Genomic DNA, 22,243 nt, shown 5'->3' on the forward strand with positions numbered 1-22,243 from the left:
GTCACGGCATCCCCATCACCTCCGCAGTGGTCACCACCGCGTCACGCCCTCGGGCGTGTCGGTGCCCGCCGCCCGATACCCATCCATCCTGGAGCATCCCTTAATGACAACCGCAACGACCGAAAAGGCAACCAAGCAGGTCGCGATCAACGACATCGGGTCTGCTGAAGACTTTCTTGCCGCGGTCGAAAAGACTCTGAAGTTCTTCAACGACGGAGACCTCATCGAAGGCACCGTCGTGAAGATCGACCGCGACGAGGTCCTCCTCGACGTCGGTTACAAGACCGAGGGCGTCATCCCCTCGCGTGAGCTCTCCATCAAGCACGACGTCGACCCCTCCGAGGTCGTCAACGTGGGCGACAGCGTCGAAGCCCTCGTCCTGCAGAAGGAGGACAAGGAGGGTCGCCTGATCCTCTCCAAGAAGCGCGCGCAGTACGAGCGTGCGTGGGGCGACGTCGAGAAGATCAAGGAGTCCGACGGTGTCGTCACCGGTTCGGTGATCGAGGTCGTCAAGGGCGGGCTCATCGTCGACATCGGCCTCCGCGGCTTCCTCCCGGCCTCGCTCATCGAGCTGCGCCGCGTCCGCGACCTCACGCCGTACCTCGGCCAGGAGATCGAGGCGAAGATCCTCGAGCTCGACAAGAACCGCAACAACGTGGTCCTGTCGCGTCGCGCGCTCCTCGAGCAGACGCAGTCCGAGAGCCGCACCACGTTCCTGAACAACCTGCACAAGGGTCAGGTCCGCAAGGGCGTCGTGTCCTCGATCGTCAACTTCGGTGCGTTCGTCGACCTCGGCGGCGTCGACGGTCTCGTCCACGTCTCCGAGCTCTCCTGGAAGCACATCGAGCACGCCTCCGAGGTCGTCGAGGTGGGCCAGGAGGTCACCGTCGAGATCCTCGAGGTCGACCTCGACCGCGAGCGCGTGTCGCTCTCGCTCAAGGCGACGCAGGAGGACCCGTGGCAGGTCTTCGCCCGCACCCACGCGATCGGTCAGGTCGCCCCGGGCAAGGTCACGAAGCTGGTCCCGTTCGGTGCCTTCGTCCGCGTCGCGGACGGCATCGAGGGCCTCGTCCACATCTCCGAGCTCTCGGGCAAGCACGTCGAGCTCGCCGAGCAGGTCGTGTCGGTCGGTGAAGAGGTCTTCGTCAAGGTCATCGACATCGACCTCGACCGCCGTCGCATCTCGCTCTCGCTCAAGCAGGCGAACGAGAACGTCGACCCCGAGGGCACCGAGTTCGACCCGGCGCTCTACGGCATGGCCACCGAGTACGACGACCAGGGGAACTACAAGTACCCCGACGGCTTCGACCCGGAGACCAACGAGTGGCGCGAGGGCTTCGAGTCCCAGCGCGAGGCCTGGGAGCAGGAGTACGCCGCTGCTCAGGCTCGCTGGGAGGCCCACAAGGCCCAGGTCGCCAAGTCGCAGGAGGAGGCCGCCACGGTCTCCGAGGGCGTCTCGGTCGGCGGCGGCTTCACGAACACCGAGTCGGCTGCCGGCGGCGGAACCCTCGCCGACGACGAGTCGCTCGCCGCACTGCGCGAGAAGCTGTCCTCGAACAACTGATCGCATCACCACCACGACGAACGGCCGGTCCCCTCGGGGGCCGGCCGTTCGGCGTTGCAGCCGGAGCGAGGTCTCCCTGCATGCTGATCGAGCAGGCCGCGGAGCGGGCGTATCGAGATCCGCCCCCGCCCGGTGTGCAGCGCCGCTCGTTAGGCTTGACGGGTGCATCTCGCAGCCCTCACCGGAGGCATCGCCTCGGGCAAGTCCACCGTCGCCCGCCGTCTCGCCGAGCTCGGAGCCGTCGTCGTCGACGCCGATAGGCTCGCCCGCGAGGTGGTCGAGCCGGGGGAGCCCGCGCTGGCCGCGATCGTCGAGCGGTTCGGCCCGGAGACCCTGCGCGCCGACGGCTCGCTCGACCGAGCGGCGCTCGGCGCGATCGTCTTCGCCGACTCCGCCGCCCGCGAGGACCTCAACGCGATCACCCACCCGGCGGTGTCGCTCCGCTCGCAGGAGCTGTTCGCCGCGGCGGCCGCCGCCGACCCCGCGGCGATCGTCGTCTACGACGTCCCGCTTCTGGCCGAGTCGCGCGGCGCGGGGGAGTTCGACGAGGTGATCGTCGTCCACGCCCCGCAGGAGACGCGCATCGAGCGCCTCATCGACCTGCGCGGCATGACCGAGGCCGACGCCCGCGCTCGCGTCGGCGCGCAGGCGAGCGACGAGGACCGCCTGGCCCTCGCGGACGCCGTGATCGACGCCTCCGGAACGCTGGAGGAGACCCTGAGCCAGGTCGACGCGCTCTGGGAGCGGCTGCGCCGCCCCTCAGTCTGAGCGCATCCGGCGGCGGGAGACGGTCAGGCCCTGCTCCTACAGTGGGAGGGCCGCAGCACGGGGGACGGCCCCAGCACGATCGCCGAGCGGAGGGGTACGACGCATGAGCGCTTCCGGAGCACGCCCGCCCGCCTCCGACTCCCGGCGCCTCCTGCTCGCCTCCGGGGCGGGCGTCCTGCTCGGTGCGGGCGCGGGAGCGGCCGCGGGGGCGCTCACCGGCCGGACCGGACCGGCTCCGGTCCAAGTGATCAGCCGTCCCGCCGGGACGTCCCGCATCGTCGACGTGCACGACCACCTCGACGAGTCGCTCCCCGCGGGTGCCGCTCGCGACACCGCTGCCTGGCAGGCGGCGCTGGCCGCCGCCGCCGTGCCGGAGGACGGGGTCGACCCGGCCGAGCACCACGCCGTCGTCACCGCACCCGGCGGGAGCTTCGTCGTCGACGAGACGCTCGACTGGGACGCCCGGGTCAGCATCGACGGCCACTGCGAGATCCGCTACACCGGCTCCGGCCCCGCCCTGCAGACCGTCGGACCCGTGCTGCAGTCCTCCGCCGCCGGCTACACCCGCCAGCACCAGACCGTGCTGAGCGATCTGCACCTGATCGGCGACGGCTCGAACACGGGCATCGCCGTGAGCGCACCGTCCCACCTGCGCGAACCCGGGCCGAAGCCCGCCTACCTCTCGTTCGCGAACGTCGTCGCGCGCAGCTTCGACACGGCGGTCGAGCTCGGGTCGCACGCCTATCTGCTCGAGTTCCGCTCGTGCTCGTTCCAGGGGAACCGCGTGGGAGTCGTGGCGGTCGAGGACGCCGTCGATTCGGGCGAGCGCATCGCGTTCCAGGGCTGCGACCTGACCAGCAACACCGAGAGCGCGCTCCAGATCCACGGCGACCAGGAGTTCTTCGTCGACCAGTGCTCGTTCGACACCTTCTCGACGAACCAGGGCCGGGCGGTCACGATCTCGCGTGGACAGGCCCACTTCTCGCACTGCCACTTCGAGATGCAGATCCCCGACAACCACGGCTGGTTCGAGCTGGACGGCTGGGGCGCCCTGCTCTCGCTCACCGACTGCCGCTTCCTCGTCAGGGCTCGGAAGGAGGTCGACGGTGACGCCGAGCGCGGACTGATCCAGTTCTCCGGGGCAGGAGGCCAGCGGGCCGTCGTCCGGGGCGGGCAGTTCCAGGGCGGCAACTCGCGGCTGCCCTTCCTGGCGCGCGGCGACGGCGTCCTGACGATCTCGGACACCTCGGCGCTGCCCTCGACCGCGCTGCGGTTCCACGCGGCCGAGCGGATCCGCGGTGTGCTCGATCCGCACGGCTCGCGCTCGGTGCTCGCCGACGACTGGACGGCCGAGGGCGGGGCGTCCGTCGCGCCGGGGGACTCCCCGGTCGCGGGGCTCCGTGCGCTCGCAGTCGAGGACGGGTCGGGCTCCGGCGCGGTCCACCTCTTCGTGCCGATCGCCGCCGGAGCGCGGGTGCTCGCGTCGCTGGACGCGCTCTACGAGGGCTCCGGATCCGTCGCGATCGATCTGGGCTTCTCGACCGCGCGACGGGCCGACGGCCTGGGTCGGGACTGGTACTCGGCGACCGACGTCTCGGCCCGGGACTCCTTCGCCGGCGTCCGCCTCGACGACGCCTACTCCCTCCCCGCGCCGGAGTGGGCGGTCTGCGCGGTGCTCCGCGTGCGCACCGACGGCATGGCCGCGGGCGACCGCCTCCACCTGCGCGACCTGCGCGTCTCCCGCCTCTGATCGGGCGCCCTCCTGATGGTCTGTCTGCAGACTCGGCTTCCGGCGCCGGTGGATCTCGGTACGCGCGCTGCGCGCGCTACTCGATCAGCATGCAAGTGGCAGGTCCATGCTGGTCGAGCAGCCCCGCAGGGGCGTATCGAGACCCGGCGGCCCCCGCAGGGCAGTCTGCGGCCGGGGTCGGCGCGAGCCCCGTTCGCCGTCGGCGCAGGGCCGCCCCGATGTCGGTGGTCGCGGTTACGCTTCGAGCATGGAGCCAACCCGTGCCGTGCACCCCTTCGAGGTCATCAGCGAATACCAGCCGAGCGGTGACCAGCCCGGAGCCATCGCCGATCTGAGCGCCCGGATCAACGCCGGCGAGACCGACGTCGTCCTGCTCGGCGCCACCGGTACCGGCAAGTCGGCGACCACCGCCTGGCTCGTCGAGGCCGTCCAGCGGCCGACCCTCGTCCTCGCGCACAACAAGACGCTCGCCGCGCAGCTCGCCAACGAGTTCCGCGAGCTCTTCCCCAACAACGCGGTCGAGTACTTCGTCTCCTACTACGACTACTACCAGCCCGAGGCCTACGTCCCGCAGACGGACACCTTCATCGAGAAGGACAGCTCGGTCAACGCCGAGGTCGAGCGCCTGCGGCACTCGACGACCAACTCGCTGCTCAGCCGGCGCGACGTCATCGTCGTCTCGACCGTCTCCTGCATCTACGGCCTCGGCCAGCCGGAGCAGTACCTCGAGGCGATGGTCGCGCTCCAGGTCGGCCAGCGGGTCGACCGCGACCGCCTGATCCGCAAGTTCGTCTCGATGCAGTACGCCCGCAACGACGTGGACTTCGCCCGCGGCACCTTCCGGGTCCGCGGCGACACGATCGAGATCATCCCGATGTACGAGGAGCTCGCGATCCGCATCGAGATGTTCGGCGACGAGATCGAGGCGCTCTACACGCTGCACCCGCTCACCGGGAACGTCGTGAAGAAGCTCGAGTCCGTCTCCGTCTTCCCCGGCTCGCACTACGTCGCCAGCCAGGACGTCATGCACCGCGCCATCGACACGATCCAGCAGGAGCTCGAGGTCCGCCTCGCCGACCTCGAGAAGCAGAACAAGCTCCTCGAGGCGCAGCGCCTCCGGATGCGGACCACCTTCGACCTCGAGATGATGCAGCAGATCGGCTTCTGCTCCGGCATCGAGAACTACTCGCGCCACATCGACGGACGCGAGTCCGGCGAGGCGCCGCATTGCCTGCTCGACTACTTCCCCGACGACTTCCTCGTCGTCATCGACGAGTCGCACGTCACCGTGCCGCAGATCGGCGCGATGTACGAGGGCGACGCCTCGCGCAAGCGCACCCTGGTCGAGCACGGCTTCCGGCTGCCCTCGGCGATGGACAACCGCCCGCTGAAGTGGGAGGAGTTCAAGGGCCGCGTCGGCCAGACCGTCTACCTCTCGGCGACCCCCGGCCGCTACGAGATGGGGATCGCCGACGGCATCGTCGAGCAGATCATCCGCCCGACCGGCCTGATCGACCCCGAGATCGTCGTCAAGCCGACCAAGGGCCAGATCGACGACCTGCTCGAGGAGATCAAGCTCCGCACCGAGCGCGACGAGCGCGTGCTGGTCACCACCCTCACGAAGCGGATGGCGGAGGAGCTCACGGACTTCCTCACCGAGGCCGGAGTCCGGGTGCGCTACCTGCACTCCGACGTCGACACGCTGCGACGGGTCGAGCTGCTCTCCGAGCTGCGCGCGGGCGTCTACGACGTCCTCGTCGGCATCAACCTCCTCCGCGAGGGCCTCGACCTGCCCGAGGTGTCGCTCGTCGCGATCCTCGACGCCGACAAGGAGGGCTTCCTCCGCTCGTCGACCTCGCTCATCCAGACCATCGGCCGCGCCGCGCGCAACGTCTCGGGCGAGGTGCACATGTACGCGGACAAGATGACCGACTCGATGAAGCTCGCGATCGACGAGACCGACCGCCGGCGCGAGAAGCAGGTCGCCTACAACCTCGACCACGGCATCGACCCGACGCCGCTGCGCAAGAAGATCGCCGACATCACCGACGCGCTCGCCCGCGAGGGAGCCGACACCGCGAAGCTCCTGGCCGGCCGCGACGCCAAGAAGAAGAGCCCGACGCCGAACCTGCGCCGCCAGGGTCTCGCCGCGAACGGCGGCAACGACCTCGAGGCGATCATCGCCGACCTCAACGGCCAGATGCTGCAGGCCGCCGGCGAGCTGAAGTTCGAGCTCGCCGCGCGCCTGCGCGACGAGGTCTCCGAGCTCAAGCGCGAGCTGCGGCAGATGGAGAAGGCCGGGCACCTGTCCTGACCGATCCGGGCCGGCCCACGCGGGCCGGCCCACCGGTGCGGGCGGCGTCGACGAGCGCAAGTCGCGGGGTGCGGGATCAGCGGCCAGCGAACGCCCCGGGCGATGTCGGTGGCTCCGCATACACTTTCGAGGTGTCGATCCTGAACGCCGTTACGGACCCTTCCACCACCCCCTCACCCTCCTTCCACCGCTTCGTCTCCTCGCTGGACGAATCGGTGTCGAAGCTGGTGGTGAGCGGGGCCAGAGTGCACAACCTGCGCGATGTCGACCTCGAGATCCCCCGTGACTCGATGGTCGTCTTCACCGGACTGTCCGGGTCGGGCAAGTCGTCGCTCGCCTTCGACACGATCTTCGCCGAGGGCCAGCGCCGCTACGTCGAGTCGCTCTCCGCCTACGCGCGGCAGTTCCTCGGCCAGGTCGACCGGCCGGACGTCGACTTCATCGAGGGCCTCAGCCCGGCGGTGTCGATCGACCAGAAGTCGACCAACCGCAACCCGCGCTCCACCGTCGGCACGATCACCGAGATCTTCGACTACATGCGCCTGCTCTGGGCCCGCATCGGGATCCCGCACTGCCCCGTCTGCAGCGAGCCGATCTCGGCGCAGACAGTGCAGCAGATCGCCGATCAGCTGATGGAGCTGGAGGAGGGCACCCGCTACCAGATCCTCAGCCCGGTCGTCTCGCAGAAGAAGGGCGAGTTCGTCGACCTCTTCAAGGAGCTGACCGCGGGCGGCTACTCCCGCGCCATGGTCGACGGCAAGCTCATCCAGCTGAGCGAGCCGCCGGTGCTGAAGAAGCAGTACAAGCACGACATCTCCGTCGTCGTCGACCGCCTCGTCGCCGGCCCGGACATCCTCGGCCGCCTGACCGACTCGCTCGAGACGGCGCTGCGCCTCACCGACGGCATCGTGCAGATCAACTTCGTCGACGGCGAGGGCGACGGCGCGTGGACGACGTACTCCGAGAAGCTGTCCTGCCCCAACAACCACCCGATCTCGCTCACCGAGATCGAGCCGCGCACCTTCTCCTTCAACGCCCCTTTCGGCGCCTGCCCCGAGTGCTCCGGCCTCGGCACGCGGATGTCGGTCGACGACGAGCTGCTGCTCGGCGACCCCGACCTCAGCATCGCCGAGGGCGTCATCATCCCGTGGACCACCCAGGGCAAGGGCCTCTTCCAGTACTACGAGAAGCTGCTCGACGGCCTCTCCCGCGACCTCGGCTTCAAGCTGACCACCCCCTGGAAGCGCCTCAGCTCGGAGGTGCAGCAGGCCGTGCTGCACGGCGACAACTTCGAGGTCAAGGTCAAGTGGAAGAACCGCTACGGCCGGGAGATGAGCTACACCTCCGGCTTCGAGGGCGTCGTGCCCTACATCGAGCGGCAGTACGTGCAGGCCGAGACCGACGTGCAGCGCTCGCGCTGGGCCGAGTTCCTCCGCGAGGTCGCCTGCCCCGTCTGCAAGGGCTCGCGCCTCAAGCCCGAGGTGCTCGCCGTGCTCGTGCACGGCGCGAGCATCGCCGACGTCGCCGACCTCAGCCTCGGCGACGCCCAGTCGTTCATGAGCGAGCTGCAGCTCACCCCGCGCGAGGCCACCATCGCCGCGCAGGTGCTCCGCGAGATCCGCGCGCGCCTCGACTTCCTGATCGAGGTCGGGCTCAACTACCTCAACCTCTCCCGTGCGGCCGGCTCGCTCTCCGGCGGCGAGGCCCAGCGCATCCGGCTCGCGACCCAGATCGGCTCCGGTCTCACCGGCGTGCTCTACGTCCTCGACGAGCCGAGCATCGGTCTGCACCAGCGCGACAACCGCCGGCTGATCGACACCCTGATCAAGCTGCGCGACCTCGGCAACACCCTGATCGTCGTCGAGCACGACGAGGACACCATCCGCACCGCCGACTGGATCGTCGACATCGGCCCCGGCGCCGGCGTCAACGGCGGCCGGGTCGTGCACTCCGGCTCCTACGAGTCCCTGCTCGAGAACACCCACTCGCTCACCGGCGACTACATCGCCGGCCGCCGCTCGATCGAGCTGCCGAAGAAGCGCCGCAAGATCGACCGCAAGCGTGTGATCAAGGTCGTCGGAGCCAACGCGAACAACCTGCAGAAGGTCGACGTCGAGTTCCCGCTCGGCACCTTCGTCGCGGTCACCGGAGTCTCCGGCTCGGGCAAGTCGACGCTCGTGAACGACATCCTCTACCGGGTGCTCGCCAACCAGCTCAACGGCGCCCGCAAGGTGCCGGGCAAGCACACCCGCGTCACCGGACTCGAGAACCTCGACAAGGTCGTGCACGTCGACCAGAACCCGATCGGGCGCACCCCGCGCTCCAACCCGGCGACCTACACCGGCGTGTTCGACCGCATCCGCAACCTCTTCGCCGAGACCACCGAGGCGAAGGCCCGCGGCTACCTGCCCGGCCGGTTCAGCTTCAACGTCAAGGGCGGGCGCTGCGAGGCCTGCTCGGGCGACGGCACGATCAAGATCGAGATGAACTTCCTGCCCGACGTCTACGTCGCGTGCGAGGTCTGCGGGGGAGCGCGCTACAACCGCGACACCCTGACCGTGCACTACAAGGGCAAGAACATCGCCGAGGTGCTCGACATGCCGATCGCCGAGGCGGCCGAGTTCTTCGAGCCGATCACCTCGATCCACCGGTTCCTCAAGACCCTGGTCGAGGTCGGCCTCGGCTACGTCCGGCTCGGGCAGAGCGCGACCACGCTCTCCGGCGGCGAGGCGCAGCGCGTGAAGCTCGCCACCGAGCTGCAGCGCCGCTCGAACGGGCGCAGCGTCTACGTGCTCGACGAGCCGACCACCGGTCTGCACTTCGAGGACGTCCGCAAGCTCCTGCTGGTGCTCAACGGCCTCGTCGACAAGGGCAACACCGTCATCACGATCGAGCACAACCTCGACGTCATCAAGTCGGCCGACTGGCTGATCGACATGGGTCCCGAGGGCGGCGCGGGCGGCGGCCAGGTCGTCGCCATCGGCACCCCCGAGCACGTCGCGAAGGTCAAGGAGAGCCACACCGGCACCTTCCTCGCCGAGATCCTGCCGTGACGCGGCTCCGCCTCGCCGGTCGTCCCCGGAGGGCCGGGGGAGCGGGGGCGCGGGCATGACGCAGACCGTCGACTTCCGGCCGAAGCCGGGCGAGATCCCGACCCTCCCGGGCGTCTACCGCTTCAAGGACGCTCGGGGCCGGGTCCTCTACGTGGGCAAGGCGAAGAACCTCCGCGCCCGGCTCAGCAACTACTTCGCTCCGCTGCCGAGCCTGCACGAGCGCACCCGGCGGATGGTCACCTCGGCGTCCGGCGTCGAGTGGACCGTGGTCGGCACCGACGTCGAGGCGCTGCAGCTCGAGTTCACCTGGATCAACGAGTTCGATCCCCCCTTCAACGTCAAGTTCCGCGACGACAAGTCGTACCCGTACATGGCGGTGACCCTCGGCGACGAGGCGCCGCGGGTGATGGTGACCCGCAATTCGAAGATCCGCGGGGCGCGGTACTTCGGCCCGTACCCGAAGATCTGGGCGATCCACGAGACGATCGAGCTGATGATCAAGGCGTTCCCGATCAGGACCTGCAACGACTCCAACTACAAGCGGGCGATGCAGAGCGGGAAGCCCTGCTTCGCCTCGCAGATCGGCCGCTGCGGCGGTCCGTGCTCGCACCGGGTCACCTTCGCGGAGCACCGGGCGATCGTCGACCGCTTCGTCGCGTTCATGGGCAGCCACGACCGCAAGATGATCGGCGAGCTCGAGCGCGAGATGCGCGAGGCCGCCGAGGCGATGCAGTACGAGCGCGCCGGCAAGCTGCGCGACCAGGCCGCGGCGCTCGACGCCGTGCTCGCCAAGAGCGCGGTCGTGCTGAAGGACAACGTCGACGTCGACCTGTACGCGATCGTGCACGACGAGCTGGCCGCCTCGGTGCAGCAGTTCCGCGTGCGCGGCGGCCGGATCCGCGGTGAGCGCGGCTGGGTCGTCGACAAGGAGCTCGACATGAGCACCGCCGAGCTCGTCGACACGGCCCTGCAGGCGGCCTACGAGGGCGGCGACATCCCGCCGCGCGAGGTCGTCGTGCCCGAGCTGCCCGACGACTCCGAGGCGCTCGAGGAGTGGCTGGGCTCCCTCCGCGGTGCCAACGTCCGTCTGCGCGCCGCGCAGCGGGGCGACAAGGCGGCCCTCCTCGAGACCGCGACGCAGAACGCCAAGCACTCGCTGATGCTCTACAAGACCCGGCGCTCCGCCGACTTCACCGCGCGCACACAGGCCCTGGAGGACATCCGCGACGCGCTCGGCATGGCCGAGGCCCCGCTGCGGATGGAGTGCTACGACGTCTCGCACCTCAGCGGCACGAACATCGTCGCGTCGATGGTCGTCTTCGAGGACGGCCTGGTGCGCAAGGACCAGTACCGACGCTTCAGCATCGCGGAGTCCACGGACGACACCGAGTCCCTCCACCAGGTGCTCACCCGGCGCCTCGCCTACCTCAAGGAGCCGACCGAGCCCGCCGAGGTCGATCCCGAGACGGGGGAGGCCAAGCGGCGCAAGTTCTCCTACCCGCCGAACCTGCTGATCGTCGACGGCGGGCAGCCGCAGGTCGCCGCGGCCCAGCGCGCGCTGGACGAGTCCGGCGTCACCGGGATCACGCTCTGCGGGATCGCCAAGCGGCTGGAGGAGATCTGGCTGCCCGACTCCGACTTCCCGGTGATCCTGCCGCGCAACAGCGACGCGCTCTTCCTGTTCCAGCGGATCCGTGACGAGGCGCACCGCTTCGCGATCACCCACCAGCGTCAGCGGCGCAAGCGCGACATCTCGTCGCAGCTGGCGGAGATCCCGGGGCTGGGCGGGACGCGGGTGCGCGATCTGCTGAAGCACTTCGGCTCGGTCACCAGGCTGCGCGAGGCGAGCGACGCCGAGATCGCGGAGGTCAAGGGCATCGGGCCGACGCTCGCCGCCGCGATCCACGGGCACCTGCATCCCTGAGGCACCACGGTCCTGCGGTGGGCGGGTCTCGATACGGCCCTGCGGGCCTACTCGACCAGTATGAAGTGCTCGCTCGACCGGCAGGGGTGCTCGCGTGGAGGGCACGCGGCCGCTCCATGCTGATCGAGCAGCCCGCGCAGCGGGCGCATCGAGATCCCCCCTCCGCCGGGTGCTCCGCTCAGGGCCACACCCTAGGCTGGAGGCCCGCCCTCCCCGAAGGAGGGTCCGCGACCACCCCACACGAGCACGGAGACCCCATGAGCACCGAGAGCGAGCAGCAGAACGTGCTGATCGTCACCGGGATGTCCGGAGCCGGACGATCCACCGCTGCCAACGCGCTGGAGGACCTCGGCTGGTACGTGGTCGACAACCTCCCGCCGCAGATGCTGCGCCCGCTGGTGGACCTCGCCCAGCGCGCGGGTGACACCGTGCCCAAGGTCGCGGCCGTCGTCGACGTCCGCGGGCGGGACTTCTTCGCCGACCTCGGCGAGATCGTGCGCGAGCTGCGCGTCGGCGTCGATCTGCGCGTCGTCTTCCTCGAGGCCGCCGACGCCGCTCTCGTCCGCCGCTTCGAGCAGGTCCGCCGCCCGCACCCGCTGCAGGGGCGCGGCACGCTCCTCGACGGCATCTCCGCCGAGCGGACCCGCCTGGCGCAGCTGCGCGAGTCGGCCGACATCGTGATCGACACCTCCGACCTCAATCCGCATCAGCTCGCGACCACGATCACCACGCGGTTCGCCGAAGCCGGCCGCGCGGGGCTGCAGATCACCGTGATGAGCTTCGGCTTCAAGTACGGCCTGCCGACCGACGCCGACATGGTCGCGGATGCGCGCTTCCTGCCCAACCCGTACTGGATCCCGGAGCTCCGCCCGCACACCGGTCTCGACGAAGAGGTGAGAGACTACGTGCTGGCCCAGCAGGGCGCGGAGGAGTTCATCGACTCCTACTCGCGCGCCCTCCGGCCGGTGCTCGACGGCTACCAGCGCGAGAACAAGCGCCACGCGACCATCGCCATCGGCTGCACCGGCGGCAAGCACCGCTCGGTCGCCGTCGCCGGCCGCGTCGCGGCCCGACTGGCCGAGCTGCCGGGTGTCGCCGTCAACGTGGCGCACCGCGACCTCGGCCGAGAATGATCCCCGCGCGCTCCGCCGCGCACCCGACGTAAGGAAAGAAGACTCCGTGGCCCTCACTGCAGATGTCAAGGGCGAACTGGTCGCGATCGTCTCGCGCAAGAACACCGTCCGTGCCGCTGAACTGGCGACCATCCTCCGCTTCTCCGGAGGACTGCACATCATCTCGAACCGCCTCGCGGTCGAGGTCGAGCTCGACTCCGCCCCCCTGGCCACCCGCGTCCGCCGCGACCTCGCCGAGCTCTACGGCGTCCGCAGCGAGGGCAGCATCGTGTCCGCCGGCGGCTCGCGCCGCACCACCAGCTGGCTCGTCCGGGTCGTCGAGGGCGGCGACACCCTCGCCCGCCAGACCGGTCTGCTCGATCAGCGCGGCCGTCCCGTCCGCGGACTGCCGAACCGGCTGACCACCGGCACCCGCGAGGAGCTCGCCGCCGTCTGGCGCGGGGCCTTCCTCGCGCAGGGCTCGCTCACCGATCCCGGCCGCTCGGCCGCCCTCGAGGTGATCTGCCCCGGCAACGAGGCGGCGATGGCGATCGTCGGAGCGGCGGGCCGCCTCGGCGTCCAGGCCAAGTCACGCGAGGTGCGCGGCGTGCACCGCGTGGTCGTCCGCGACGGCGAGAGCATCAGCGCGATGCTCACCCTGATGGGCGCGACCTCCACCGTCGCGAGCTGGGAGGAGCTGCGCCAGCGCCGCGAGGTGCGGGCGACCGCCAACCGCCTGGTCAACTTCGACGACGCGAACCTCCGCCGCTCCGCCCAGGCCGCCGTCGCCGCCTGCTCCCGGGTCGAGCGCGCGATGGAGATCCTCGGCGAGGACATCCCCGAGCACCTCCGCTACGCCGGCCGGCTCCGGCTCGCCCACCGCGACGCCAGCCTCGACGAGCTCGGCCACCACGCCGACCCGCCGATGACGAAGGACGCGGTCGCCGGCCGCATCCGCCGCCTGCTCGCGATGGCCGACAAGCGCGCCACCGACCTCGACATCCCCGGCACCGACGCGAACCTCCCCGCCGAGCTCCAGGACCTCTGAGCCCCGCGCGATCCGAAGGGCCGTCAGACGCGCGAACGCTGAGTGTCTCCTGGTTGAACGGAGGAAACGCTCCGAGTGCGGAGGGCGGCTCTCACTAGACTGGAAAGGTCGCTCAGGACACCCCGGCACACCCTCCCGCACAGCGGTGAGGGGCCGTGAGACCCGGCGGATCACTGAGGTCGACGACCACGAACAGGAGATCGCACATGGCTGACTACACGCTCGCCGAACTGCCCTACGACTACTCGGCTCTCGAGCCGCACATCAGTGGACGGATCATGGAGCTCCACCACGACAAGCACCACGCGACGTACGTGACCGGGGCGAACACCGCCCTCGCCGCGCTGCAGGAGGCTCGCGACAGCGAGAACCTCGCGAACGTCAACAAGCTCCAGAAGGACCTGGCGTTCAACCTCGCCGGTCACGTGAACCACACCGTGTTCTGGAACAACCTCTCGCCCGACGGCGGCGACAAGCCGACCGGCGAGCTCGCCGCGGCGATCGACGAGAACTTCGGCTCCTTCGACAAGTTCAAGGCGCACTTCACCGCCTCGGCCCTCGGCATCCAGGGCTCCGGCTGGTCGATCCTGGCCTGGGACTCCCTCGGCCAGAAGCTGCTCATCGAGCAGCTCTACGACCACCAGAGCAACCACGCCGCCGCGACCGTGCCGGTCCTGCTGCTGGACATGTGGGAGCACGCCTTCTACCTCGACTACGTCAACGTGAAGGCCGACTACGTCAAGGCGTTCTGGAACATCGTGAACTGGGCGGACGTCTCCGCGCGCTTCGAGAAGGCCCGCCAGAACACTTCCGGCCTCCTGCTACTGTCGTAGCGATTCCGGCGTCCCGGGTCCCGATCCGGGACGCCGCTCTCGCAGCGATCCACACCCTCCACTGCACCGTCGAGGTGCCCTTCCTCTCCAGGAGATATCTGTGTCCGTCAAGATCGGCATCAACGGCTTCGGCCGTATCGGCCGTAACTTCCTCCGTGCGGCCCTCGCCAAGGGCAGCGACCTCGAGATCGTCGCGGTCAACGACCTCACCGACAACAAGGCGCTCGCGCACCTCCTGAAGTACGACTCCATCACCGGCCGCCTCGACGCGACCGTGGAGCTGGACGGCGACAAGATCGTCGTCAACGGCAAGCCGATCATCGTGCTCGAGGAGCGCGACCCCGCGAACCTCCCCTGGGGCGAGCTGGGCGTCGACGTCGTCATCGAGTCGACCGGTCGCTTCACCAAGTCGGAGGATGCGCGCAAGCACATCACCGCCGGCGCCAAGAAGGTCATCGTCTCGGCTCCCGCCACCGGCGACGACGTCGCGACCATCGTCCTCGGCGTCAACGAGGGCACCTACGACCCCCAGGTCCACGACATCGTCTCGAACGCGTCGTGCACCACGAACTGCCTCGCGCCGCTCGCCAAGGTCCTGCTCGACAACTTCGGCATCGAGCGCGGTCTGATGACCACGGTCCACGCCTACACCGCCGACCAGAACCTGCAGGACGGCCCGCACAGCGACCTGCGTCGCGCGCGCGCCGCCGCGGTCAACATCATCCCGACGTCGACCGGTGCCGCCAAGGCCCTCGGCCTCGTCATCCCCGAGCTCGTCGGCAAGCTCGACGGCTACGCGCTGCGCGTCCCGGTCCCGACCGGCTCGATCACCGACCTCACGGTCGAGCTGTCGAAGTCGGCCACGGTCGAGGAGATCAACGCGGCCTACAAGGCCGCCGCCGAGGGCGACCTCAAGGGCATCCTCAAGTACACCGAGGACCCGATCGTCTCGAGCGACATCGTCACCGACCCGCACTCCTCGATCTTCGACGCCGGCCTGACCAAGGTCATCGGCAACCAGGTCAAGGTCGCCTCCTGGTACGACAACGAGTGGGGCTACTCCAACCGCCTCGTCGACGTCGCCGAGCTCGTCGCCGGCAAGCTCTGAGTCACGACTCCGTGACGAGTGACACCGTGACGCTCCGCACTCTGGACTCACTGGGCTCCCTCGCCGGCACGCGCGTCGTCGTCCGCTGCGATCTGAACGTCCCCCTGAAGGACGGAACGATCACGGACGACGGCCGCGTGCGCGCGTCGGTGCCCACGCTCCAGCGGCTCGTCGCCGAGGGCGCCCGAGTCGTGGTCGTGAGCCACCTCGGCCGCCCCGACGGCGCCCCCGACTCGAAGTACAGCCTCGCGCCGGTGGCGGAGCGCCTCGGCGAGCTGCTCGACGCCCCCGTCTCGTTCGCCGAGGACACCGTCGGCGAGGCGGCCTCCGCCGCGGTCGACGCCCTCGAGGACGGCCAGGTCGTCGTGCTCGAGAACCTCCGCTTCAACCCGGGGGAGACCAGCAAGGACGCGGACGAGCGCCGCGCCTTCGCCGAGAAGCTCGCCGCCTTCGGCGACGCGTTCGTCTCGGACGGCTTCGGCGTCGTGCACCGCAAGCAGGCGAGCGTCTACGAGCTCGCCCAGCTGCTGCCCAGCGCCGCCGGAACCCTGATCGCGGCCGAGCTCGAGGTCCTGGACCGCCTGACCGAGAAGCCGGAGCGCCCCTACACGGTCGTCCTCGGCGGCTCGAAGGTCTCGGACAAGCTCGGCGTCATCGACCACCTGCTCCCGCGGGTCGACTCGATCCTCATCGGCGGCGGCATGCTCTTCACCTTCCTCAAGGCCCAGGGCCACGAGGTCGGCAAGAGCCTGCTCGAGGCCGACCAGATCGACACCGTCCTCGGCTACCTCGCGAAGGCGAAGGAGCTCGGGGTGGAGATCGTCGTCCCCACGGACGTCGTCGTCGCCTCGAAGTTCGGAGCCGACGCCGAGTACGTGACGGCCCCCGCCGACGCGATCGAGGACACCGCCTTCGGCGCGGACGGCCTCGGTCTCGACATCGGGCCCGACACCGCGAAGCGGTTCGCCGAGGTCGTCGCGGCCTCGAAGACCGTGTTCTGGAACGGCCCGATGGGCGTCTTCGAGCTCGAGCCGTTCGCGGCCGGCACGAAGGCCGTCGCCCAGGCCCTCACCGAGGTCGACGGACTCAGCGTCGTCGGCGGTGGAGACTCGGCCGCCGCGGTGCGCGCCCTCGGCTTCGAGGACGGGCAGTTCGGCCACATCTCGACGGGAGGCGGAGCCAGCCTCGAATTCCTCGAGGGGAAGCGCCTCCCCGGACTGGAGGTCCTCGGATGGCAGTGACATCCCGCATCCCGCTCATCGCCGGCAACTGGAAGATGAACCTGGACCACCTCCAGGCCATCGCCTTCGTGCAGAAGCTCGCGTGGAGCCTCAAGGACGCCGACCACGACTTCGACGGCGTCGAGGTCGCGGTGTTCCCGCCGTTCACCGATCTGCGTCCCGTGCAGATCCTCGTCGACTCCGACAAGCTGCCGCTCAAGTACGGCGCGCAGGATCTGTCGAAGTTCGACAGCGGGGCCTACACCGGTGAGATCTCCGGCCAGTTCCTCAAGCAGCTCGACTGCGACTACGTCATCGTTGGCCACTCGGAGCGTCGCACGCTCCACGGCGAGACCGACGCGGACATCGCTGCGAAGACGGCCGCGGCCGTCAAGCACGGTGTCCCGCCGATCGTCTGCGTCGGCGAGACCGCCGAGGACCTCGAGAAGCACGGCCCGTCCGCGGTGCCGGTCGCGCAGCTGAAGGAGGCCCTCACCGGCCTCCCCGCGGACGCCGACCTCGTCGTCGCGTACGAGCCGGTCTGGGCCATCGGCTCCGGCCAGGCCGCCACGCCCGAGCAGGCCCAGCAGGTCTGCAAGGCCCTCCGCGACGTCGTCGCCGACATCCTCGGCGCCGACACCGCGGCGAAGACGCGCATCCTCTACGGCGGCTCCGTCAAGTCCGGCAACATCGCCGGCTTCATGCGCGAGCCCGACGTCGACGGCGCCCTCGTCGGAGGCGCCAGCCTCCAGGTCGAGGAATTCGCTGCGATCGCGCGCTATCGGAACCACGTAGGCGTCTGACGCTCTGCATCTGAAGGGGTGGGCCCAAGGGCCCACCCCTTCAGTCGTTCCGGCGGCAGACGTCCGGGAGCGGTTCCGACAGCACGTGATCGTCCACGCCGCTCCCTGCGCGGCGTGGCGCAGTCGGCTCTTCGAAGTGGTCGCGTCCCGTAGAGCGTCCTGCGTCCAGCCACGACGATTCGCTGGTACGCGAATCGCCGGTTGCCCTCGTCGCCGCACGGCTGGTCGTCTACTGGACTTCCGACCCGGCGGTACTTCTCACCCAAGGGCTGGTGGGGGGCCTCGCGCTGTCGCGGGCGGAGGGGATGGCCTCGTCGCGGCGACAGGCGCGGGTCTGGCGGGCGCTCCGCAGGAGCGCGGGAAGGCGCCGCGACGAGGCCATCCCCTCCGCCCCTCACCAGAAGCCCTCGCGTATACAGCGGACGGAACACAGGGCGTCGCGATTCCCCGGGGGTTCGCAGGCGCCGTTATACTCGTCGAGGCGTGCAACGCGCCAGAACTTCGAAAGGTACCGCGTGGACATCCTCCAGGTCGTGCTCCAGGTCGTCCTGGGCATCACGAGCCTCCTGCTCACCATGCTGATCCTGCTCCACAAGGGGCGCGGCGGCGGACTGTCCGACATGTTCGGCGGTGGAGTCACCTCGAACCTCGGTGCCTCGGGCGTCGCAGAGCGCAACCTGAACCGCATCACCGTGATCCTCGGCCTCGTCTGGCTGGCCTGCATCGTGGTGCTCGGTCTCATCACCAAGTTCGACACCGGAGCATAGGGGTAAACGGAATGGCATCAGGCGGCAGTGCAATCCGCGGTTCGCGCGTCGGCGCGGGACCCATGGGCGAGCAGGACCGGGGCTACCACGCGGAGCGCGTCGCGGTCTCCTACTGGGACGCCCTCGGCAACGAGACGGTGCGCCACTTCTCGGCGGCCCTCCCCGAGGACGAGATCCCCGAGGTGATCGACTCCCCGCAGTCCGGTCTCCCCGCCGGGCGCGACCGGGCGAACCCGCCCCAGGTCGCGAAGTCGGAGCCCTACAAGACGCACCTCGCGTACGTGAAGGAGCGCCGCACCGAGGCCGAGGCCGCTCAGCTCCTCGAAGAGGCGCTGCAGCAGCTGCGCGCCCGCCGGGGCACCGCGACCCCCTCCTGAGCACCGCCGGCCGCAGGGCCGGTGCAACGACGAAGGGCCCGTCCTCCAGAGGAGGCGGGCCCTTCGTCGTTCCCGGACGAGCCGGGGGAGAGCTCAGTAGCTCGGCGCGATCAGCGACTCGGGCACCTCGGCCGCGGCCTCCTGGTCGACGAAGAACACCGTGCGCTTGCGGCCGAACGCGCCGGCTGCCGGCACCTCGTTCGTGCTCGCGCCCGCGAGGGCCAGCCCGAGGGCGGACGCCTTGTCGGCGCCGGCGAGGACCATCCAGATCCGGTCGGACTGGTTGATCAGCGGCAGGGTGAGCGTGAGGCGCTCGGGCGGCGGCTTGGGGGAGTTGCGGACCGCCAGCACTCCCGGCTGCGGGTGGCGGATGGCCGAGCGCTCCGGGAAGAGCGAGGCGATGTGGCCGTCGGGGCCGACCCCGAGGAAGGTGATGTCGAAGCGCGGATAGTCGCGGCCCTCGGTCGCGTGCGCGCGGAGCTCGGCGTCGTAGGCCGCGGCCGCGCCGTCGAGGTCGAGGCCCTCGTCGGACGCAGGGTAGGAGTGCACGTTCTCGGCCGGCACCTCGAGGCGCTCGAAGAGGTCGCCCGCCTGGACGTCGTTGCGGTCCTCGTGGCCGCGGGGCACCCAGCGCTCGTCGCCCCACCAGAAGTGCACGCGCGTCCAGTCGACGTTGCCCGCGGCGGAGGAGCCGCCGATCTCCTTGAGAGTCGCCGCCCCCATCGTCCCGCCGGTGAGGACCACGTTCGCCGTGCCCAGGTCGTCGAGGATGTCGATCGTCTTCGTCAGGAAGCGCGCGGCGACCGAGCCTGCGAGGGTCTGCTTGTCTCGGTGGACGAGCACACGGCGGTCAGTGGTCATCGGGGTCTCCTTCGGGTCGGTCGCCATCGGCGGATGGCCGTCTCCCCGGCCGCCGCACCTGACGTGCAGGGTGCGGCGGCCGGGGAGTGCGGCGGTGTCAGGACGCGCTGCGAGCGTCGTTCTTCTCGGTGAGCATGTCCACACCGCGCGAGATGACTTCACCGTACAGGTCATCCGGGTCGAGCCTGCGCAGCTCCTCCGCCAGGCAGTCGCGGAGGCTCCGGCGCGGCAGGGAGATGTCGTGGACGGGCTGGTCCGGCTGCGTCAGCGTCGCGACGTTCGGGATCGAGCGCTCGAGCTCGATCACGCCGGACTCGCGGAAGAGGCGCACCCCGTGGATCCCGCTGGACCCGGTCGCGCTGATGGTGAGCTCGTGGTCGACGGGGATGTCGAGCTCGAGCTGCAGCCAGGCCGCGAGCAGGATCGTCGAGGGGGAGTCCGGCGCGCCGGAGACCTCGACGGCCGTGATCGGCTCGTACGGCGGCTGGTCGAGCACCGCGGCGAGCTGGGCGCGCCAGAGAGTGAGGCGGGTCCAGGCGAAGTCGGTGTCGCCGGGGGCGTAGGTCGAGGCGAGATGGTGCAGAGCCTCGGCCGGGTTGGACTGCGCGGAGGCGTCGGTGATCCGGCGCGTGGCGATGCGGCCGATCGGCGACTTCGAGGCGCTGTCTGGCGCGCTGTTCGGCCACCAGGCGACCACGGGGGCATCCGGGAGCAGGAGCCCGGTGACCAGGCTCTCCTCGTCGGTCGCCGCGTCGCCGAACGGGCGCAGCACGACGACCTCGCTCGCGCCGGCGTCGCCGCCCACGCGGATCTGCGCGTCGACGCGCGGGGTGGCGTCGACGGGGACCGTGGTCAGCCCGTCGTCCTTCGAGACGACGATGACGCGCATCGGGTGCTCGCGGGAGGCGTCGTTGGCAGCGTCGATCGCCTCCTCCTCCTGGCCTCGCGAGGTCGCGATGATGAGGGTGAGCACGCGGCCGAGGGCGACGGCGCCGCCCTCCTCGCGGATCTTGACGAGGGTCTTCGAGACCTCGCTCGTCGTGGTGTCGGGCAGATCGACGATCACGGGCGCCTCCAGGTGCGGCCGTCGCGAGCGAGGAGCTCGTCGGCGGAATCGGGGCCCCAGGTTCCGGGGCGGTACTGCTCGGGCTGGCCCTGCGTGGCCCAGTACTCCTCGATCGGGTCGAGGATCTTCCAGGACAGCTCGACCTCCTCGTGCCGCGGGAAGAGCGGCGGCTCGCCGAGGAGGACGTCGAGGATGAGGCGCTCGTAGGCCTCGGGGCTCGCCTCGGTGAAGGCGTGGCCGTAGCCGAAGTCCATCGTGACGTCGCGGACCTGCATCCCCGCGCCGGGGACCTTCGAGCCGAAGCGCATGGTGACGCCCTCGTCGGGCTGGACGCGGATGACCAGGGCGTTCTGGCCGAGCGAGGTGGTCTGGCTCTCGGCGAAGAGCTGCTGCGGCGCGCGCTTGAAGACCACGGCGATCTCGGTGACGCGGCGGCCCAGGCGCTTGCCCGCGCGCAGGTAGAACGGCACTCCGGCCCAGCGGCGGGTGCCGATGTCCAGGCGCATCGCGGCGAAGGTCTCGGTCGTCGAGGTGGGGCTCATGCCGTCCTCCTCGAGGAAGCCGAGCACCTTCTCGCCGCCCTGCCAGCCGCCGGAGTACTGCCCGCGGGCGGTGACGGTCGACAGGTCCTTCGGCAGGCGGACGGCCGCGAGGACCTTCTCCTTCTCGGCGCGGAGGTCCGCGGCGTCGAACGAGATCGGCTCCTCCATCGCCGTGAGGGCGAGCAGCTGGAGCAGGTGGTTCTGGATGACGTCGCGCGCGGCGCCGATGCCGTCGTAGTAGCCGGCCCGGCCGCCCACTCCGATGTCCTCGGCCATGGTGATCTGCACGTGGTCGACGTAGTTCGAGTTCCAGAGGGGCTCGTACATCATGTTGGCGAAGCGCAGCGCCAGGATGTTCTGGACCGTCTCCTTGCCGAGGTAGTGGTCGATGCGGAAGACGGAGTCCGGCGGGAAGACCGACTCGACGACGGCGTTGAGCTCGCGGGCGGTCTTCAGGTCGCTGCCGAAGGGCTTCTCGATGACGACGCGGCGCCACTGGCCGTCCTTCTGCTCCGCGAGGCCCGAGTTGCGGAGCTGCTCGGTGACCTGGGGGAAGGACTTCGGCGGGATCGAGAGGTAGAAGGCGAAGTTGCCGTTCGTGCCGCGCTCGCGGTCGAGCTCGTCGACGGTCGTCTTCAGGCGGCTGAAGGCCTCGGGGTCGTCGAACTCGCCCTGCACGAAGCGGATGCCCTGCGCGAGCTGCGTCCAGACCTCCTCGTGGAACTCGGTGCGGGCGTGCTTCTTGACCGAGTCGTGCACGACCTTCTCGAAGTCCTGGTCGTCCCAGTCGCGGCGGGCGAAGCCGACGAGCGCGAAGCCGGGAGGAAGCAGGCCGCGGTTGGCGAGGTCGTAGACCGCCGGCATGAGCTTCTTGCGGGAGAGATCGCCGGTGACGCCGAAGATGACGAGGCCGCTCGGCCCCGCGATCCGGTTCAGCCGGCGGTCGAAGCTCAACCGCAGCGGATTGAACTCGGGAGTGATGTCCACAGACATGTGCAGTGTCCTTCTGTGTGCCGCGGGCCGGCGGAGCCGGCGCCTCGGCGCACTGCTATCGGTGACGGAGGGGGAGTGGTGACGCCTGCCCGCTCCGCTGAGGGCTTGCGAGCGCGGCCGGGGCGGACCGCGCGGACGAC

General features: G+C 70.0%; 17 protein-coding genes. 14 read left to right on the plus strand and 3 right to left on the minus strand.

Features of this window, described 5'->3' with window-relative positions; genetic code table 11:
* The first annotated feature begins 103 nt into the window (after positions 1-103).
* From rpsA to MT350_RS15940, 14 genes are all read left to right on the plus strand, one after another.
* Positions 104-1,564, plus strand: a complete 1,461-nt coding sequence (gene rpsA, locus MT350_RS15875; RefSeq protein ID WP_123446259.1) for a 30S ribosomal protein S1 — start codon at positions 104-106, stop codon at positions 1,562-1,564.
* A 162-nt stretch (positions 1,565-1,726) separates the two neighbouring features.
* A complete protein-coding gene (gene coaE / locus MT350_RS15880; protein ID WP_243616263.1) occupies positions 1,727-2,332 on the plus strand; it encodes a dephospho-CoA kinase in 606 nt (201 codons plus the stop codon).
* Between the two features lie 103 nt (positions 2,333-2,435).
* Complete coding sequence (locus MT350_RS15885) at positions 2,436-4,082, plus strand: hypothetical protein (protein WP_243599973.1); 1,647 nt, start codon at positions 2,436-2,438, stop codon at positions 4,080-4,082.
* A 247-nt stretch (positions 4,083-4,329) separates the two neighbouring features.
* Positions 4,330-6,396: an excinuclease ABC subunit UvrB gene (gene uvrB / locus MT350_RS15890; protein WP_123446262.1), complete on the plus strand. Its 2,067-nt coding sequence runs from the start codon at positions 4,330-4,332 to the stop codon at positions 6,394-6,396.
* 203 nt (positions 6,397-6,599) lie between these two features.
* On the plus strand, positions 6,600-9,449 hold the full coding sequence (gene uvrA, locus MT350_RS15895) for an excinuclease ABC subunit UvrA (protein ID WP_160091347.1): 2,850 nt from the start codon (positions 6,600-6,602) through the stop codon (positions 9,447-9,449).
* Between the two features lie 55 nt (positions 9,450-9,504).
* A complete protein-coding gene (gene uvrC, locus MT350_RS15900; protein ID WP_243599974.1) occupies positions 9,505-11,373 on the plus strand; it encodes an excinuclease ABC subunit UvrC in 1,869 nt (622 codons plus the stop codon).
* Between the two features lie 257 nt (positions 11,374-11,630).
* On the plus strand, positions 11,631-12,506 hold the full coding sequence (gene rapZ / locus MT350_RS15905) for an RNase adapter RapZ (RefSeq protein ID WP_123446264.1): 876 nt from the start codon (positions 11,631-11,633) through the stop codon (positions 12,504-12,506).
* A 46-nt stretch (positions 12,507-12,552) separates the two neighbouring features.
* Positions 12,553-13,533 carry a DNA-binding protein WhiA gene (gene whiA, locus MT350_RS15910; RefSeq protein WP_123446265.1) on the plus strand — a complete coding sequence of 327 codons (981 nt, stop codon included), beginning with the start codon at positions 12,553-12,555 and terminating at the stop codon, positions 13,531-13,533.
* 206 nt (positions 13,534-13,739) lie between these two features.
* Complete coding sequence (locus tag MT350_RS15915; protein WP_123446266.1) at positions 13,740-14,366, plus strand: superoxide dismutase; 627 nt, start codon at positions 13,740-13,742, stop codon at positions 14,364-14,366.
* Positions 14,367-14,466: 100 nt separating this feature from the next.
* Positions 14,467-15,474 carry a type I glyceraldehyde-3-phosphate dehydrogenase gene (gap, locus tag MT350_RS15920; RefSeq protein ID WP_123446267.1) on the plus strand — a complete coding sequence of 336 codons (1,008 nt, stop codon included), beginning with the start codon at positions 14,467-14,469 and terminating at the stop codon, positions 15,472-15,474.
* A 26-nt stretch (positions 15,475-15,500) separates the two neighbouring features.
* A complete protein-coding gene (gene pgk / locus MT350_RS15925; RefSeq protein WP_133962530.1) occupies positions 15,501-16,715 on the plus strand; it encodes a phosphoglycerate kinase in 1,215 nt (404 codons plus the stop codon).
* Entirely contained in the window at positions 16,706-17,497 is a 792-nt protein-coding gene (tpiA, locus tag MT350_RS15930) for a triose-phosphate isomerase (protein WP_243599975.1), read from the plus strand. The genes pgk and tpiA overlap by 10 nt, the downstream gene beginning before the upstream one ends.
* 515 nt (positions 17,498-18,012) lie before the next feature.
* On the plus strand, positions 18,013-18,264 hold the full coding sequence (secG, locus tag MT350_RS15935; protein WP_123733087.1) for a preprotein translocase subunit SecG: 252 nt from the start codon (positions 18,013-18,015) through the stop codon (positions 18,262-18,264).
* 11 nt (positions 18,265-18,275) lie between these two features.
* Positions 18,276-18,641 (plus strand): RNA polymerase-binding protein RbpA, encoded by a 366-nt coding sequence (locus MT350_RS15940; RefSeq protein ID WP_123446271.1) that lies wholly within the window; start codon positions 18,276-18,278, stop codon positions 18,639-18,641.
* Positions 18,642-18,734: 93 nt separating this feature from the next.
* Here MT350_RS15940 and pgl read toward each other — a convergent pair whose 3' ends face one another.
* The 3 genes from pgl to zwf all read right to left on the minus strand — a co-directional run bounded on the left by pgl (position 18,735) and on the right by zwf (position 22,103).
* Entirely contained in the window at positions 18,735-19,502 is a 768-nt protein-coding gene (gene pgl, locus MT350_RS15945; protein WP_123735998.1) for a 6-phosphogluconolactonase, read from the minus strand.
* 97 nt (positions 19,503-19,599) lie between these two features.
* A complete protein-coding gene (locus tag MT350_RS15950; RefSeq protein WP_123735792.1) occupies positions 19,600-20,568 on the minus strand; it encodes a glucose-6-phosphate dehydrogenase assembly protein OpcA in 969 nt (322 codons plus the stop codon).
* Positions 20,565-22,103, minus strand: coding sequence for a glucose-6-phosphate dehydrogenase (gene zwf / locus MT350_RS15955; protein ID WP_123704307.1), 1,539 nt, complete (start codon positions 22,101-22,103; stop codon positions 20,565-20,567). The genes MT350_RS15950 and zwf overlap by 4 nt, the downstream gene beginning before the upstream one ends.
* Between the last annotated feature and the right edge of the window lie 140 nt (positions 22,104-22,243).

The sequence above is a fragment of the Rathayibacter sp. VKM Ac-2928 genome, from assembly GCF_022815545.1.
Classification (GTDB): Bacteria; Actinomycetota; Actinomycetes; order Actinomycetales; family Microbacteriaceae; genus Rathayibacter; species Rathayibacter festucae.

Coding starts and splice junctions, on each gene's coding strand:
- rpsA (WP_123446259.1), top strand. CDS start 104: ATGACAACCGCAACGACCGAAAAGGCAACCAAGCAGGTCGCGATCAAC.
- MT350_RS15885 (WP_243599973.1), top strand. CDS start 2,436: ATGAGCGCTTCCGGAGCACGCCCGCCCGCCTCCGACTCCCGGCGCCTC.
- uvrB (WP_123446262.1), top strand. CDS start 4,330: ATGGAGCCAACCCGTGCCGTGCACCCCTTCGAGGTCATCAGCGAATAC.
- uvrC (WP_243599974.1), top strand. CDS start 9,505: ATGACGCAGACCGTCGACTTCCGGCCGAAGCCGGGCGAGATCCCGACC.
- rapZ (WP_123446264.1), top strand. CDS start 11,631: ATGAGCACCGAGAGCGAGCAGCAGAACGTGCTGATCGTCACCGGGATG.
- MT350_RS15915 (WP_123446266.1), top strand. CDS start 13,740: ATGGCTGACTACACGCTCGCCGAACTGCCCTACGACTACTCGGCTCTC.
- tpiA (WP_243599975.1), top strand. CDS start 16,706: ATGGCAGTGACATCCCGCATCCCGCTCATCGCCGGCAACTGGAAGATG.
- MT350_RS15940 (WP_123446271.1), top strand. CDS start 18,276: ATGGCATCAGGCGGCAGTGCAATCCGCGGTTCGCGCGTCGGCGCGGGA.
- pgl (WP_123735998.1), bottom strand. CDS start 19,502: ATGACCACTGACCGCCGTGTGCTCGTCCACCGAGACAAGCAGACCCTC.
- zwf (WP_123704307.1), bottom strand. CDS start 22,103: ATGTCTGTGGACATCACTCCCGAGTTCAATCCGCTGCGGTTGAGCTTC.